Here is a 15,371-nt window from a genome sequence, read left to right on the forward strand (position 1 = left end):
TCGCTAGTCCGGCCCCATTCTGCCCTGCGTGTCCCCGCCGGACCCGGCGGCCCTCACCGGCAGCGGATAGGGCGGGGGAGTGCCGCCGAACTCCGGACAGTGCGCCTGGTGGTCGCACCAGCCGCACAGCTTCGTCGGCCGGGGCCGCCACACGCCGGTCGCCGTCGCCTCCCGGATCGCCTCCCACAGCGCCAGCAGCTTCCGCTCGACCCGCCGCAGGTCGTCGAGCACGGGGTCGTACGTCAGCACGTCACCGCTGCCCAGGTACACCAGCTGCAGCCGGCGCGGCACGACGTTCTTCAGCCGCCACACCACCAGGGCGTAGAACTTCATCTGGAACAGCGCGCTCTCCGCGTACTCCGGCCTCGGCGCCTTGCCCGTCTTGTAGTCGACGATCCGCACCTCGCCCGTCGGCGCCACGTCCACCCGGTCGATGATCCCGCGCAGCCGCAGCCCCGAATCCAGCTCGGCCTCCACGAACAGCTCCCGCTCGGCCGGTTCCAGGCGCGTCGGATCCTCCAGCGTGAACCACCGCTCCACCAGCCGCTCGGCCTCGCCCAGCCAGCGCGCCAGCCGCTCGCCCTCCGGGTCCCCGGCGAACAACTCGTCCACCTCCGGCCTGCTCTCCCGCAGCCGGTCCCACTGGCCCGGGATCAACGCCGTGGCCCTCGGCGCGGTCCGCTCCGCCGCCGGCGCGTCGAACAGCCGCTCCAGCACGGCGTGCACCAGCGTGCCCCGCGTCGCCGCCTCGCTCGGCTTCTCCGGCAGCCGGTCGATCACCCGGAACCGGTACAGCAACGGACACTGAATGAAGTCGCCGGCCCGGGAGGGCGACAACGACGTCGGCGCCGCGGCCACCCGCACCGCCCCGGCTTCCGCCGTCTCCCCTGCCGCCCCGGCGTCCGCCGCCTCCCCGGCCGCCCCGTCCGCCGCGGGCGGGCCCGGCCCGTCCGTCCCGCCGGTCGGGGCTGCCGTGGGTGCCCCGACCGGCGGGGCGCCCTCCTCGATGCTGCTGTCCATGACCACGACCATACGGCCCGGCACTGACAGTCAACCCCGACGCGGTCCGCGTCAGGCGGCCCGTGGCGGGGCAAACACAAGGGGTGCCGGGGCGGAACGTGCCGCCACGGCCGCATACCATCGACCCGAGACCCTTCCGCCCGGCAGGCGCGGAAGACGCTTCGAACGAGGGGACACCGTGGACGTGAGCGGCGGTAGCGGGCAGCCGCGGCCCGGCGACGACGAGCCGGCCGAGCACGCCGCGGGTCCTACGCCCCCGGCGGCCGGCCCCGGCCGCCCCCCGGGGCGGGAACCGTCCGAGCCCGGCACCCCCAAGCCCCCGGAACACGGCCCCCACCACCGGCCGGACGAGGACACCGGCCCGCCCGGAGCCGAGCACCGCTCGCTCGCCCACTCCGGCATGGCCAAGGGCGAACCGCCCCAGCAGCCCCCCAAGGAACCCGGCGGCGGCATCCTCATGGGCCGCCCCTTCGGCGTGCCCGTCTACGTCGCCCCCAGCTGGTTCCTCGTCGCCGCCCTCATCACCTGGGTCTTCGGCGGCCAGCTGGACCGCGTCCTGCCCGACCTGGGCGCCGCCCGCTACCTCGTCTCCCTCTTCTTCGCCGTCGCCTTCTACGCCTCCGTCCTGGTCCACGAACTGGCCCACACGGTCGCCGCACTCCGCTTCCGGCTCCCGGTCCGCCGCATCCAGCTCCAGTTCTTCGGCGGGGTCTCCGAGATCGAGAAAGAGGCCGAGACCCCCGGCCGGGAGTTCGTCCTCGCCTTCGTCGGCCCGCTGTTCTCCCTGGTCCTCGCTGGCGTCTTCTACCTCGCCATGCGACCGGTCCAGCCGGACTCCGTCCCCGGAGTCCTCCTCGCCGGCCTGATGATCTCCAACCTCTTCGTCGCCGTCTTCAACATCCTCCCCGGCCTCCCCCTCGACGGCGGCCGCATGCTCCGCGCCGTCGTCTGGAAGATCACCGGCAAACCCATGAGCGGCACCGTCGCCGCCGCCTGGGTCGGCCGCGCCCTCGCCGTCACCGTCCTCATCGGCCTGCCGCTGCTCAACCAGTCCGGCGCCTTCGGAGGCGACAGCGAGAGCGTCAGCGGCATGGACACCGTCACCGACGCCCTGCTGGCCGCCATCCTCGCCGCGATCATGTGGACCGGCGCCGGCAACAGCCTGCGCATGGCCCGGCTGCGCGAACACCTCCCCGAACTGCGCGCCCGCACCCTCACCCGCCGTGCCGTCCCCGTCGAGACCGACACACCCCTGTCCGAGGCCCTGCGCCGCGCCAACGCCGCCGGAGCCCGCGCCCTCGTCGTCGTCGACGCCGACGGCCACCCCCTCTCCCTCGTCCGCGAGGCCGCCATCGTCGGCGTACCCGAGCACCGCCGCCCCTGGGTCGCCGTCAGCGGCCTCGCCCAGGACCTCAGCGACGGCATGCGCGTCTCCGCCGAGCTGGCCGGCGAGGAACTCCTGGACGTCCTGCGCGCCACCCCCGCCACCGAATACCTGGTCGTCGAGGAATCGGGCGAGATCTACGGCGTCCTTTCAGCAGCAGACGTGGAACGAGCCTTCGTCAAGGCAATGGCACGGCCCGCTTCATAGCGGGCGCTACGCACAGCGCCCCGTAAGGGGCGCGGGGCTGTATCGATGTGCGGCTGCCGCCGCGTGAGCGCGATCAACCACGACGCACCCGCACCCGAGAACGCGCCGTCACCCCCCTCCACCGGTAAATCCCCCCGCCCCGAGCCGGTAGGCTGATGTACATGTCCGAACCGACCGGCGCCGCCCGCAGACGCGGCCCCTTCAAGGTCGGGGACCAGGTACAGCTGACCGACCCCAAGGGTCGCCACTACACGTTCACGCTCGAAGCCGGGAAGAACTTCCACACCCACAAGGGCTCCTTCCCGCACGACGAACTGATCGGCGCTCCCGAGGGCAGCGTTGTCCGCACCACCGGCAACGTCGCCTACCTCGCGCTGCGCCCCCTGCTCCCCGACTACGTCCTGTCCATGCCCCGCGGGGCAGCCGTCGTCTACCCCAAGGACGCGGGACAGATCCTCTCCTTCGCCGACATCTTCCCCGGCGCCCGCGTCGTCGAGGCCGGCGTCGGCTCCGGCTCGCTCAGCAGCTTCCTGCTGCGGGCCATCGGCGACCAGGGCATGCTGCACTCCTACGAGCGCCGCGAGGACTTCGCCGACATCGCCCGGCAGAACGTGGAGCGCTACTTCGGCGGCCCGCACCCCGCCTGGCAGCTCACCGTCGGCGACCTCCAGGACAACCTGTCCGACACCGACGTCGACCGCGTCATCCTCGACATGCTGGCCCCCTGGGAGTGCCTGGAAGCCGTCTCCAAGGCCCTCGTCCCCGGCGGCATCCTGTGCGCTTACGTGGCCACCACCACCCAGCTCGCCCGGACCGTGGAGTCCATCCGGGAGATCGGCTGCTTCAACGAGCCGACCGCCTGGGAGACCATGATCCGCAACTGGCACATCGAGGGCCTCGCCGTCCGCCCCGACCACCGCATGATCGGGCACACCGGGTTCCTGCTCACCGCCCGCCGCCTCGCCGACGGCGTCGAGCCGCCCATGCGCCGCCGCCGCCCCGCCAAGGGCGCCTACGGCGAGGACTACGCCGGACCCAACGCCGACGCGGGCAGCGGCCGCTGACCGGCTCGCACCCCGTACAACGCGCGGGCGCCGTGCCCGGGTTCCCCGTCCACTGCGGGAACCCGGGCACGGCGCCCGCGCGTTGACCAGGCACCAGGACCGGGCACGCCCCCACGCGCGCGGGCTCCCCGCCTGCGGAAATCCCGGCCCCCGCCGTTCCCCCGCACTGTGACGTGTGGCACCATGCTGGCCACCCCCCACCGGCACAGCCCTCGCAGGAGACACTCCTAGTGCAGCAATCCGCCGTTCCGGAGCTCGCCCACACGCACACCAGGCCGATCCACTGGGTCGCCACGGCCACCGCAGTCGCCGGTGTCGTCGCCCTGTCGCCGCTCCTGCAGCCCGGATCCGCGACGGCCGCCCAGAAGGGCGCCGGCACCGAGGCCAAGTCGGCCCCCGCCGCCGTCGCCCCGCCCGGCACCACGGGGGTGCGCTTCCCCCTCGACTGCGGGCCGGTCAAGGCGGTGGTCGCCAAGAAGGCCACCGGTGACCTGGACGGTGACGGCCGGCCGGAAACCGTCGCGGTGGTCCACTGCGACGCCGCCATGGGCACCCCGCCCGACGCCGTCTACGTCCTCACCCGCGCCGGCGACAGCGCGCAACCCCGCGTGGTCGCCACGCTCGTCGACCCCAAGGACCGGCTCACCGTCACCGACTTCGCGCTGCGCGCGGGCACGGTGTCCGCCACCCTGCTCGGCTACTCCTCCGACGACGTGCCCAGTTGCTGCCCCGACGTCAGGACCGGCGCCGACTGGAAGTGGAACGGCCGTGCGTTCGTGCGCTCCACCGCGGCGGGCGCGCACAGCGTGTGACGTCCCGGCCGTGGCGCTCCGGCAGCTGACCGGGCCTCAGTCCGCGTCGGGCCCGTACACCTCGACCCGGTCGGCGACCCGGCGCACATGGATGCACTCGCCGGGGCACTCCTTCGCCGAGTCCACCACGTCCGTGAGGAGCGGCAGCGGCACCGGTGCCGTCGCACCCGCGGCCTGGAGCAGTTCGTCGTCCGCGCCCTTCACATAGGCCAGCCCGTCGATGTCCAGCTCGAACACCTCCGGCGCGTACTGGGCGCAGATGCCGTCGCCGGTACACAGGTCCTGGTCGATCCAGACCTCCAGCGCCTCGCCGCCCGGGGCCTCCTGCTGCACGGTCACCTCTCCTGCCGTCGGTTCGCCGGGGCGGCGCCGGTGCGAACACCGGCCGGGTCCGCACCAGCGGCTGCTGAACACCTCGACCCTACCTCCGCCCGCGAAGCCGCCACGCGCGGCCGGAACAGGGGGTTTCCGGACCCGGCGGGCGGGTACGAGGCGGCGACCGGACAGGGGCACGCACAGGAGGCGGACGATCACTTCAAGCCGAACTCACGGTGACGCCGGACACCCTCCTTGTTGCTCAGCGTGATGATGGTACGAGCGTATTCATGCCCGCCCGGGCGACGCCCAACCGATCCGGAACGGACAACTCCAGCCACTCGCGAAGGGTTTCGAGCAACTCTGACATGGAACAAGCCGCTTCCGAATGACGTTGAGTGGGTATCCCAACGGCACGAGGGAGAGCGCAACGGGTGACCGACGACACACCTTGACAGTCTTTGTGATCTAGGGGTTTCAATCGACACCCACCCAGGTAGGGTCTGGAAGCGTCCAGCTCCCCTTGGAGGAGGTGAGGACCGTGGCAGCCCACGACGACGACATGAACCGCGGCATCCGCCCGGGACGAGGGTCCGACGACCCGGCCGGGCAGATCGCCTACCTTGAGCAGGAGATCGCCGTCCTGCGACGTAAGCTCGCCGACTCTCCGCGGCACACGAGGATTCTCGAGGAGCGGATCGTCGAGCTGCAGACCAACCTGGCCGGCGTCTCCGCCCAGAACGAGCGCCTGGCCAACACGCTCCGCGAGGCCCGCGACCAGATCGTGGCCCTCAAGGAAGAGGTCGACCGGCTCGCACAGCCCCCCGCAGGCTTCGGAGTCTTCCTCCAGGCCAACGAGGACGGCACCGCCGACATCTTCACCGGCGGCCGCAAGCTGCGGGTGAACGTCAGCCCCGGCGTCGAGGTCGACGAGCTCCGGCGCGGCCAGGAAGTCATGCTCAACGAAGCACTCAACGTGGTCGAGGCCATGCAGTTCGAGCGCGTCGGCGACATCGTCACCCTCAAGGAGATCCTCGAGGACGGCGAGCGCGCCCTGGTGCTCGGGCACACCGACGAGGAACGGGTGGTGCGGCTCGCCGAGCCGCTGCTGGACGTCACCATCCGCCCCGGCGACGCCCTGCTCCTCGAACCCCGCTCCGGCTACGTCTACGAGGTCGTCCCCAAGAGCGAGGTCGAGGAACTCGTCCTCGAAGAGGTCCCCGACATCGGCTACGAGCAGATCGGCGGCCTCGGCAACCAGATCGAGGCCATCCGCGACGCGGTCGAGCTGCCCTACCTCTACCCCGACCTCTTCAAGGAGCACGAGCTGCGCCCGCCCAAGGGCGTCCTGCTCTACGGCCCGCCCGGATGCGGCAAGACGCTCATCGCCAAGGCGGTCGCCAACTCGCTCGCCAAGAAGGTCGCCGAGGTCACCGGACAGGCCGCCGGCAAGAGCTTCTTCCTCAACATCAAGGGCCCCGAGCTGCTCAACAAGTACGTCGGCGAGACCGAGCGGCAGATCCGCCTCGTCTTCCAGCGTGCGCGTGAGAAGGCCAGCGAGGGCACCCCCGTCATCGTCTTCTTCGACGAGATGGAGTCCCTCTTCCGCACCCGCGGCTCCGGCGTCAGCTCGGACGTGGAGAACACCATCGTCCCGCAGCTCCTCGCCGAGATCGACGGCGTCGAGGGCCTGCAGAACGTGGTCGTCATCGGCGCCTCCAACCGCGAGGACATGATCGATCCGGCCATCCTGCGCCCCGGCCGCCTCGACGTGAAGATCAAGATCGAGCGCCCCGACGCCGAGGCCGCCAAGGACATCTTCGGCAAGTACCTCACCGAGCGCCTCCCGCTGCACACCGACGACCTCGGCGAGCACGGCGGCGACCGGTCGGTCACGGTCCAGGGCATGATCCAGACCGCGGTCGAGCAGATGTACGCCGAATCCGAGGAGAACCGCTTCCTGGAGGTCACCTACGCCAACGGGGACAAGGAAGTCCTCTACTTCAAGGACTTCAACTCCGGCGCCATGATCGAGAACATCGTCGGCCGCGCCAAGAAGATGGCGATCAAGGACTTCCTGGAGAAGAGCCAGAAGGGTCTTCGCGTCTCCCACCTCCTCCAGGCCTGCGTGGACGAGTTCAAGGAGAACGAGGACCTGCCCAACACCACCAACCCCGACGACTGGGCCCGCATCTCCGGAAAGAAGGGCGAACGGATCGTCTACATCCGCACCCTCATCACCGGAAAGCAGGGCTCCGACACCGGGCGCTCCATCGACACGGTGGCGAACACCGGCCAGTACCTGTAAAAGCGGGGCGGCTGCGGGTGCCCTCACCGGGGTACCCGCAGCCGACTGCTTTCCGCAGGCCACGACCGGAGCAGGCAATGACGCAAATGATCTCCCCACCAGCGCAAAGGCGTTCTAGGCTCTTTCCTACCGCCGAGTCGCGCAGTGCGGGGACGGGCACCGCACACGCACCGGAGCGCCAGCGGGACGTGAGCGGCACCCACGACCGAGGGCGCCGCCGGGCAAGGAGGGCCGCATGACCGTACGGCGAGTAATGGGCATCGAGACGGAGTACGGCATCTCCGTCCCCGGCCACCCCAACGCCAATGCCATGCTCACCTCGTCCCAGATCGTCAACGCCTACGCCGCGGCGATGCACCGGGCCCGCCGGGCCCGCTGGGACTTCGAGGAGGAGAACCCCCTGCGCGACGCACGGGGCTTCGACCTCGCCCGCGAGGCCGCCGACTCCACCCAGCTCACCGACGAGGACATCGGCCTCGCCAACGTGATCCTCACCAACGGCGCGCGCCTCTACGTCGACCACGCCCACCCCGAGTACAGCGCCCCCGAGGTCACCAACCCCCGGGACGCCGTCCTGTGGGACAAGGCCGGCGAGCGCATCATGGCCGAGGCCGCCGAGCGGGCCGCCCAGCTCCCCGGCGCCCAGCCCATCCACCTGTACAAGAACAACACCGACAACAAGGGCGCCTCCTACGGCACGCACGAGAACTACCTCATGCGGCGGGAGACCCCGTTCTCCGACATCGTCCGCCACCTCACCCCCTTCTTCGTCTCCCGCCAGGTCGTCACCGGCGCCGGCCGCGTCGGCATCGGCCAGGACGGCCACGAGCACGGCTTCCAGCTCAGCCAGCGCGCCGACTACTTCGAGGTCGAGGTCGGGCTGGAGACGACACTCAAGCGGCCCATCATCAACACCCGGGACGAACCGCACGCCGACGCGGAGAAGTACCGCCGGCTGCACGTGATCATCGGCGACGCCAACCTCTCCGAGATCTCGACCTACCTCAAGCTGGGCACCACCGCCCTCGTCCTGTCGATGATCGAGGACGGTTTCATCGCCGTCGACCTCGCCGTCGACCAGCCGGTCCGCACGCTCCACCAGGTCTCCCACGACCCGACCCTGCGACGGCTCATCACGCTGCGCAGCGGCCGTACCCTGACCGCCGTACAGCTCCAGATGGAGTACTTCGAGCTGTCCCGCAAGTACGTCGAGGAGCGCTTCGGGGCCGACGCCGACGAGCAGACCAAGGACGTCCTGGCCCGCTGGGAGGACACCCTCAACCGGCTGGAGAACGATCCGATGAGCCTGGCCGGCGAGCTCGACTGGGTCGCCAAGCGGGAACTCATGGAGGGCTACCGCCGCCGTGACGGCCTCGACTGGGACGCCGCCCGGCTCCACCTCGTCGACCTCCAGTACGCCGACGTGCGCGCCGAGAAGGGCCTCTACAACCGTCTGGTGGCCCGCGGGCGCATGAAGCGGCTGCTGGACGAGACCGAGGTAGACCGGGCCCGCAGGAAGCCCCCGGAGGACACCCGAGCCTACTTCCGGGGCCGCTGCCTGGAGCAGTACGCCGACGACGTGGCGGCCGCCTCCTGGGACTCGGTGATCTTCGACCTGCCCGGCCGGGATTCCCTGCAGCGGGTCCCAACCCTGGAACCGCTACGCGGAACGCGAAATCACGTCAAGGAGCTGCTGGACCGCTGCCGCACGGCAGAAGACCTGGTCAGGATCCTGTCCGGCGGCTGAGCAAGGTCACGCGGGGTACTCGTACCGGCCCGGGCGGACAGGGTGGAAACCCCACCGCCCGGGAATCATCGAAGTGGCCCCCGCACGTTGTCGAAACTGCGGGGCCGATGTCGGACCCGACTTGTAGGGTCTGATCATCACCGATCGGCAGCGATGCCGACCTGACGACCATGTCGGGCGATCTGAGCGGGGTGAGGGTTATGGCAACCAAGGACACCGGCGGCGGCCAGCAGAAGGCCACACGCTCCACCGAAGAGGTCGAGGAGCAGGCGCAGGACGCGCAGGCTGCCGAGGACCTCAAGGAGCGGCAGGAAAAGCTGAGCGACGACGTGGACGACGTCCTGGACGAAATCGATGATGTACTCGAGTCTAACGCCGAGGACTTCGTGAGGTCATTTGTGCAAAAAGGCGGACAATAATGGCCACGTTCGCTGATTTGCCTTCGAATTGAAGGTAGCGGGGGGATCGGTGCGGGACCCGGATGACGCGAAGCGCTGCTCGCGGTGCAAGCAGGAGAGGCCGCGAGCGGACTTCGCGAGCAACAAAGCGATGCGTGATGGCCTTCAGGCGTACTGCAAGGAGTGCTCCGCGGAGTACTACAGGCAGCGTCAGGAGGCCAAGGGCAAGACGGTGCGTGTGAAGGTGCCGGTTCCAAGGGGGCATAAGCGGTGCCCTCAGTGTCGAACGGTGAAGCCGCACGACGACTGGGAGCGCAACAGAGCCTCTTCGGACGGCTGGGCGAGCTACTGCCGCGAGTGCCGTGCCGAGCGGAACCGGGTGAGCTACTTCGAGCGCAAGTACGATCTCACGCCCGTGGAGTTGGACGCGCTGATTGCTGCGCAGCGGGGCATCTGTTGCATTTGCCTGACTGCCCCGGCCGTACATGTGGATCACTGCCACAAGACGGGTAGGGTCCGTGGCGTACTGTGCTTCAACTGCAATTCGGCCATCGGTAAGTTGAGAGATGATCCCGACGCCGTACGCCGGGCTGCCGCCTATCTGGAAGGAAACTCGTGGAAGCCAATACTCGTGGCACCGGGCGTCTACCAGCTGCCTTCCTGACGCCAGGATCTTCCTCCTTCATGGACTTCCTCTCGGAGCACCAGCCCGAGCTGCTGCCCGGCAAGCGGCAGCTGCCGCCGACGCAGGGGGTGATCGAGGCGCCGCACGGGACGACGATCGTCGCGGTGACGTTCCCCGGCGGCGTGGTGCTGGCCGGTGACCGCCGGGCCACCATGGGCAATGTGATCGCCCAGCGGGACATCGAGAAGGTGTTCCCCGCGGACGAGTACTCGGCCGTGGGCATCGCCGGCACCGCCGGTCTCGCCGTGGAGATGGTGAAGCTCTTCCAGCTGGAGCTGGAGCACTTCGAGAAGGTCGAGGGTGCGCAGCTGTCGTTGGAGGGCAAGGCGAACCGGCTGTCGACGATGATCCGGTCCAATCTGGGCATGGCGATGCAGGGCCTGGCCGTGGTGCCCCTGTTCGCGGGGTACGACGTGGACCGGGACCGGGGGCGGATCTTCTCGTACGACGTGACGGGCGGCCGTTCCGAGGAGCACAACTACGCGTCGACCGGTTCCGGCTCGATCTTCGCGCGGGGCGCGATGAAGAAGCTGTTCCGGGAGGACCTGACCGAGGAGCAGGCGACGACCCTGGTCGTGCAGGCCCTGTACGACGCGGCTGACGACGACTCGGCGACCGGTGGTCCCGATGTCGCCCGCCGGATCTACCCGATCATCACCGTGATCACCGAGGACGGTTTCCGCAGGCTGACGGAGGAGCAGGCGTCCGACCTGTCCCGCGCGGTGCTGCAGAGGCGTCTGGAGGAGCCGGACGGCCCGAAGGCCGCGCTGCTCTGACCGCGGGCCGGTTGTGTGGAAGGTGATCACTGTGACCATGACAGAAAGGGACGGATAACCGGTGTCGACGCCGTTCTATGTCTCACCCCAGCAGGCCATGGCGGACCGCGCGGAGTACGCCCGCAAGGGCATCGCGCGCGGTCGCAGCCTCGTGGTGCTCCAGTACGCCGACGGCATCGTGTTCGTCGGCGAGAACCCGTCCCGTGCGTTGCACAAGTTCAGCGAGATCTACGACCGGATCGGCTTCGCCGCCGCCGGCAAGTACAACGAGTACGAGAACCTGCGGATCGGCGGTGTCCGCTACGCCGACCTGCGCGGGTACACCTACGACCGTGACGACGTGACCGCCCGCGGGCTGGCGAACGTGTACGCGCAGACCCTGGGCACGATCTTCTCCTCGGCGGCGGAAAAGCCGTACGAGGTGGAACTGGTGGTCGCCGAGGTCGGGGAGACCCCGGAGGGCGACCAGATCTACCGGCTGCCGCACGACGGCTCGATCGTCGACGAGCACGGCTCGGTGGCGGTCGGCGGCAACGCCGAGCAGATCAGCGGGTTCCTGGATCAGCGCCATCAGGACGGGATGAGTCTCGCGGAGGCGTTGAGCCTGGCCGTGCAGGCGCTGTCGCGGGACACCAACGGCAGTGAGCGGGAGATTCCCGCGGAGCGGCTGGAAGTGGCGGTGCTGGACCGCACGCGGCCGCAGAAGCGGAAGTTCAAGCGGATCGTGGGCCGGCAGCTGGCCCGGCTGCTGGAGGCGGAGGGCGCGTCGACGGAGGCGGAGACCTCCGACGACGAGGACGAGTAGCACAAGCCTCGACGCAAGGGCGCCCCGGCCGGATCACCGGCCGGGGCACCCTTGCGTCAGGAGGCCGGTGCCGGGGCCGTGGAGCCCCGTACGACGAGTTCCACGGGGATGTCCCCGGCGTCGGGTGTGCGGCCGTCCAGGACGGCCAGGAGGGCCTGCATGCCGCGTTCCCCGAAGAGTTCCGCGTCGAGCCGGACGGTGGTGAGTTCGGGGTCGAGGGCGGTGGCGAGGGCGAGGTCGTCGAGTCCGGTGACGGAGATGTCGTCGGGGACGCGCAGGCCGAGGCGGCGCATCGCCTTGTAGGCGCCGGCGGCGAGTTTGTCGTCGTCGCAGATGACGGCGGTGGGCCGGGGGCCCGGCGCGGCGAGCGCGGCCTCGGTGGCGGTGCGGGCGCCGTCGATGGAGATGGGGGCGCGGGCGGTGCGCAGCCGGGTGCCGGGGGTGGCGGCCAGGCGGCGGGCCAGTTCGCGGGCGCGCAGGTCGAAGGTCCAGGAGGGGACGTCGGCCGCGAGGTGGAGCATGTGGCGGTGGCCGAGGCCGAGCAGGTGCGCGGTGACTTGGCGGACGCCGTCGGCGATGTCGAGGTTGACGGTGGCGGCGCCGAGGCTGCCGTGCGGGTCGCTGTCGAGCATCACGAGGGGGAGCTGGTCGCCGCGCAGGGCGGTGAGGGCGTCGGCGGCCATGGAGGAGGCGATGATGCCGTCGAGGGCGGCCTGTGCGGAGGCGAACGGGTCGCGGGCCGGGCCGATGCCCTCGGGGGAGGGGTAGAGGACGACGCCGAAGCCGTGCCGGCCGGCGACGCGGGCGGCGCCGGTGTAGACGCCGGCGAAGAACTCGGTGGTCAGGGCGGGCACGACGAGGAGGACCGTGCGGGTGCGGCCGAGGCGCAGGTTGCGGGCGGCGAGGTTGGGCCGGTAGCCGAGGTCGCGGGCGGCCTGGCGGACGCGTTCGGCGGTGGCCTCGGAGACCCGGCCGCGCCACTTGTCGCCGAGGACGAGGGAGACGGCGGCCTGGGAGACTCCGGCCGCGTGGGCGACGTCACGGCTGGTCGGGCGCGTGCTGCTGCGTGCCACCGTGGTCGTGCTCCTGTTCTGGCGGGTCGTTCGCCTGGACGTGTGAACAGCGCACATGGTACGTATGACAGGCGGGGTTATACGTAACACTTGGAGGCGGGGCATGGCCGCGGGCTTTTCGGAGGTCCTCAGGGCGCGGCACGCGGCCCGGCTGCTGACCGGCACGCTGGTGGGCCGGCTGCCGAACGCAACCGCGGCGATCGCGCTGGTGCTGTTCGTGCGCGCGCAGGGCGGCTCGTACAGCCTCGCCGGAGGACTCGCGGCGGCGTACGGCGTGGCCAACGCCGTGGGTCAGCCGGTGCTGGGGCGGCTGGTGGACCTGTACGGCCAGCCGCGCGTGCAGTTGCCGGCGGCCCTCGCCGCCGCCCTCGCCATGGGCGCCTTCGCGTTCTGCGGGACCGATCCGCTGCCGGTGGCGTACGCGGCCGTCGCCGCGGCGGGGCTGTTCACGCCGCCGCTGGAGGGCGGGCTGCGCGCCCTGTGGCCCTCGGTGCTGCGCCGCGAGGAGCAGGTGCACACGGCGTACGCGATGGACGCCGTCGCGCAGGAGGTCATGTTCACGGTCGGCCCGCTGCTGGTGACGCTGTGCGTGTCGCTGTGGTCGGAGCGGGCGGCGCTGCTCGTGCTGAACGGGCTGGGTGTGCTGGGGGCGCTGTCGGTCGTGCTGTCGCCGCCCTCGCGCGCGTGGCGGTCGGCGCCGCGTGAGGCGCACTGGCTGGGCGCGCTGCGGTCGCCCGGTCTGCTGGTGCTGCTGGGCTCCTTCCTGTTCGTCGGGATGGCGCTGGGCTCGATCACGGTGGCGTCGGTGTCGTACGCGGACGGTCATGGCGGCGACGCGGTGTACGGCTGGCTGATGGCGGGTGTGGGCCTGGGCGCGCTCGTGGGCGGCACCGTGTACGGGGCGCGGCAGTGGCGGGGTGCGCCGGAGCGGCGACTGCGGTCGCTGGTGGCGCTTCTGGCGGTGTGTTACCTGCCGCTGGTGTGGATGCCCGGTGTGCCGGCGATGGTGGCCCTGGCGGTGCTGGCAGGGGTGTTCCTGGCGCCGTGCATCGCCTGCGCGTTCATCCTCGTGGACCGGCACGCGCCGGGCGGGACGGTCACGGAGGCGTTCTCGTGGCTGGTGACGACGTTCACGGTGGGCGCCTCGGTCGGAACGGGCCTGGCGGGGCCGGTCGTCCAGGCGGGTGGCGCGCGGTGGGGTTTCGCGGTGCCGGGCGCGGCGGGGGCGGTGTCGCTGCTGGTGCTGCTGGCCCTGAGCGGGTTCCTCGCAGCTCCCGCGCGGGGCGCGGTTGTTGCGGCTTCATCGGAAAATGATCCAAATCGTGCTGCCGAACCCCGTTTCAGCTCGGGTGATCGGGCGTAATGTTCAGTCATGGACCGCCGCATTTTCGGGCTGGAGAACGAGTACGGCGTCACGTGCACGTTCAGGGGACAGCGGCGCCTGTCTCCTGACGAGGTGGCGCGGTACCTCTTCCGCCGTGTCGTGTCATGGGGCCGCAGCAGCAATGTATTTCTGCGCAACGGCGCCCGGCTGTATCTCGATGTGGGGTCACATCCGGAATATGCGACACCCGAATGTGACAACGTGACCGAGCTGGTCACCCACGACAAGGCCGGCGAGCGCATTCTCGAGGGACTCCTGGTGGACGCGGAGCGACGCCTGCACGAGGAAGGAATCGCGGGCGACGTCTACCTGTTCAAGAACAACACGGACTCGGCGGGCAACTCCTACGGTTGCCATGAGAACTATCTGGTGGCGCGGCACGGGGAGTTCTCCCGCCTCGCCGACATCCTCATCCCGTTCCTGGTGACCAGGCAGCTGCTCTGCGGTGCGGGCAAGGTGCTGCAGACCCCGCGCGGTGCGGTGTACTGCGTGAGCCAGCGCGCGGAGCACATCTGGGAGGGCGTGTCGTCGGCGACGACGCGGTCCCGCCCGATCATCAACACGCGTGACGAGCCGCACGCGGACGCGGAGCGCTACCGCAGGCTGCACGTCATCGTGGGCGACTCGAACATGTCCGAGACGACGATGCTGCTCAAGGTCGGCGCGACCGACCTGGTGCTGCGCATGATCGAGGCCGGCACGGTGATGCGCGACCTGACCCTGGAGAACCCGATCCGGGCGATCCGCGAGGTCAGCCACGACATCACCGGCCGGCGCAAGGTGCGCCTCGCGAGCGGCCGGGAGGCGTCCGCGCTGGAGGTCCAGCGCGAGTACTTCGACAAGGCCGTGGACTTCTGCGACCGCCGGGGCATCCGCACGGGCACGGTGGCACAGGTCCTGGAGCTGTGGGGCCGCACCCTCGACGCGATCGAGACGGAGGAACTGGACCGGATCGGCACCGAGATCGACTGGGTGATGAAATACAAGCTCATCGAGCGGTACCGGGCCAAGCACAACATGACGATGTCGCATCCGCGGGTCGCGCAGATAGACCTCGCCTACCACGACATCCACCGCCGTCGTGGCCTGTACTACCTGCTGGAGAAGAAGGGCCAGGCGACCCGGATCTGCAACGACCTGAAGATCTTCGAGGGCAAGTCGGTTCCCCCGCAGACCACTCGGGCGCGGTTGCGCGGTGACTTCATCCGGCGGGCGCAGGAGCAGCGCCGGGACTTCACCGTGGACTGGGTGCATCTGAAGCTCAACGACCAGGCCCAGCGGACGGTGTTGTGCAAGGACCCGTTCCGTGCGGTGGACGACCGGGTGGAGAAGCTGATCGCCGGAATGTAGGCGAAGAGATGTGAGTCGAGCGCTCCGGGCGGGAATTGCCGGG

General features: G+C 70.4%; 14 protein-coding genes. 11 read left to right on the plus strand and 3 right to left on the minus strand.

Annotated elements, in window-relative coordinates; translation table 11 throughout:
* Positions 1–3 precede the first annotated feature (3 nt).
* On the minus strand, positions 4–1,020 hold the full coding sequence (locus DBP14_RS28815; protein WP_241741061.1) for a RecB family exonuclease: 1,017 nt from the start codon (positions 1,018–1,020) through the stop codon (positions 4–6).
* A gap of 178 nt (positions 1,021–1,198) precedes the next feature.
* On the opposite strand from DBP14_RS28815, the gene DBP14_RS28825 reads away from it, so the two are divergent.
* The 3 genes from DBP14_RS28825 (at position 1,199) to DBP14_RS28835 (ending at position 4,487) form a co-directional block, all read left to right on the plus strand.
* Complete coding sequence (locus tag DBP14_RS28825; protein WP_129310014.1) at positions 1,199–2,611, plus strand: site-2 protease family protein; 1,413 nt, start codon at positions 1,199–1,201, stop codon at positions 2,609–2,611.
* Between the two features lie 161 nt (positions 2,612–2,772).
* Positions 2,773–3,675, plus strand: a complete 903-nt coding sequence (locus tag DBP14_RS28830; RefSeq protein ID WP_129310016.1) for a tRNA (adenine-N1)-methyltransferase — start codon at positions 2,773–2,775, stop codon at positions 3,673–3,675.
* A gap of 230 nt (positions 3,676–3,905) precedes the next feature.
* Positions 3,906–4,487, plus strand: a complete 582-nt coding sequence (locus tag DBP14_RS28835) for a hypothetical protein (protein ID WP_129310017.1) — start codon at positions 3,906–3,908, stop codon at positions 4,485–4,487.
* A 36-nt stretch (positions 4,488–4,523) separates the two neighbouring features.
* On the opposite strand, the gene DBP14_RS28840 is transcribed toward DBP14_RS28835, so the two are convergent.
* The gene (locus DBP14_RS28840; protein WP_129310019.1) at positions 4,524–4,826 is read right to left on the minus strand and encodes a ferredoxin; all 303 of its coding nucleotides are present in this window, start codon (positions 4,824–4,826) and stop codon (positions 4,524–4,526) included.
* A 517-nt stretch (positions 4,827–5,343) separates the two neighbouring features.
* Here DBP14_RS28840 and arc point away from each other — a divergent pair.
* From arc to prcA, 6 genes are all read left to right on the plus strand, one after another.
* Positions 5,344–7,110 (plus strand): proteasome ATPase, encoded by a 1,767-nt coding sequence (arc, locus tag DBP14_RS28850; protein WP_129310021.1) that lies wholly within the window; start codon positions 5,344–5,346, stop codon positions 7,108–7,110.
* A 235-nt stretch (positions 7,111–7,345) separates the two neighbouring features.
* Positions 7,346–8,857 carry a depupylase/deamidase Dop gene (dop, locus tag DBP14_RS28855; protein WP_347239675.1) on the plus strand — a complete coding sequence of 504 codons (1,512 nt, stop codon included), beginning with the start codon at positions 7,346–7,348 and terminating at the stop codon, positions 8,855–8,857.
* 200 nt (positions 8,858–9,057) lie between these two features.
* Positions 9,058–9,276, plus strand: a complete 219-nt coding sequence (locus DBP14_RS28860) for a ubiquitin-like protein Pup (protein ID WP_129310023.1) — start codon at positions 9,058–9,060, stop codon at positions 9,274–9,276.
* A gap of 268 nt (positions 9,277–9,544) precedes the next feature.
* A complete protein-coding gene (locus tag DBP14_RS28865; protein ID WP_347239676.1) occupies positions 9,545–9,919 on the plus strand; it encodes an endonuclease VII domain-containing protein in 375 nt (124 codons plus the stop codon).
* A complete protein-coding gene (gene prcB / locus DBP14_RS28870; protein ID WP_129310027.1) occupies positions 9,871–10,716 on the plus strand; it encodes a proteasome subunit beta in 846 nt (281 codons plus the stop codon). Before DBP14_RS28865 ends, prcB begins: the two co-directional genes overlap by 49 nt.
* Positions 10,717–10,777: 61 nt before the next feature.
* Positions 10,778–11,521, plus strand: a complete 744-nt coding sequence (gene prcA, locus DBP14_RS28875) for a proteasome subunit alpha (protein WP_129310029.1) — start codon at positions 10,778–10,780, stop codon at positions 11,519–11,521.
* 56 nt (positions 11,522–11,577) lie between these two features.
* Here prcA and DBP14_RS28880 read toward each other — a convergent pair whose 3' ends face one another.
* Positions 11,578–12,594, minus strand: coding sequence for a LacI family DNA-binding transcriptional regulator (locus DBP14_RS28880; RefSeq protein WP_129310031.1), 1,017 nt, complete (start codon positions 12,592–12,594; stop codon positions 11,578–11,580).
* Positions 12,595–12,697: 103 nt separating this feature from the next.
* Here DBP14_RS28880 and DBP14_RS28885 point away from each other — a divergent pair, with 103 nt between their 5' ends.
* Complete coding sequence (locus DBP14_RS28885; RefSeq protein ID WP_129310033.1) at positions 12,698–13,957, plus strand: MFS transporter; 1,260 nt, start codon at positions 12,698–12,700, stop codon at positions 13,955–13,957.
* Positions 13,958–13,966: 9 nt separating this feature from the next.
* Positions 13,967–15,328: a Pup--protein ligase gene (gene pafA / locus DBP14_RS28890; RefSeq protein ID WP_129310034.1), complete on the plus strand. Its 1,362-nt coding sequence runs from the start codon at positions 13,967–13,969 to the stop codon at positions 15,326–15,328.
* Positions 15,329–15,371: the final 43 nt, after the last annotated feature.

It is taken from the genome of Streptomyces sp. L2 (assembly GCF_004124325.1).
Classification (GTDB): Bacteria; Actinomycetota; Actinomycetes; order Streptomycetales; family Streptomycetaceae; genus Streptomyces.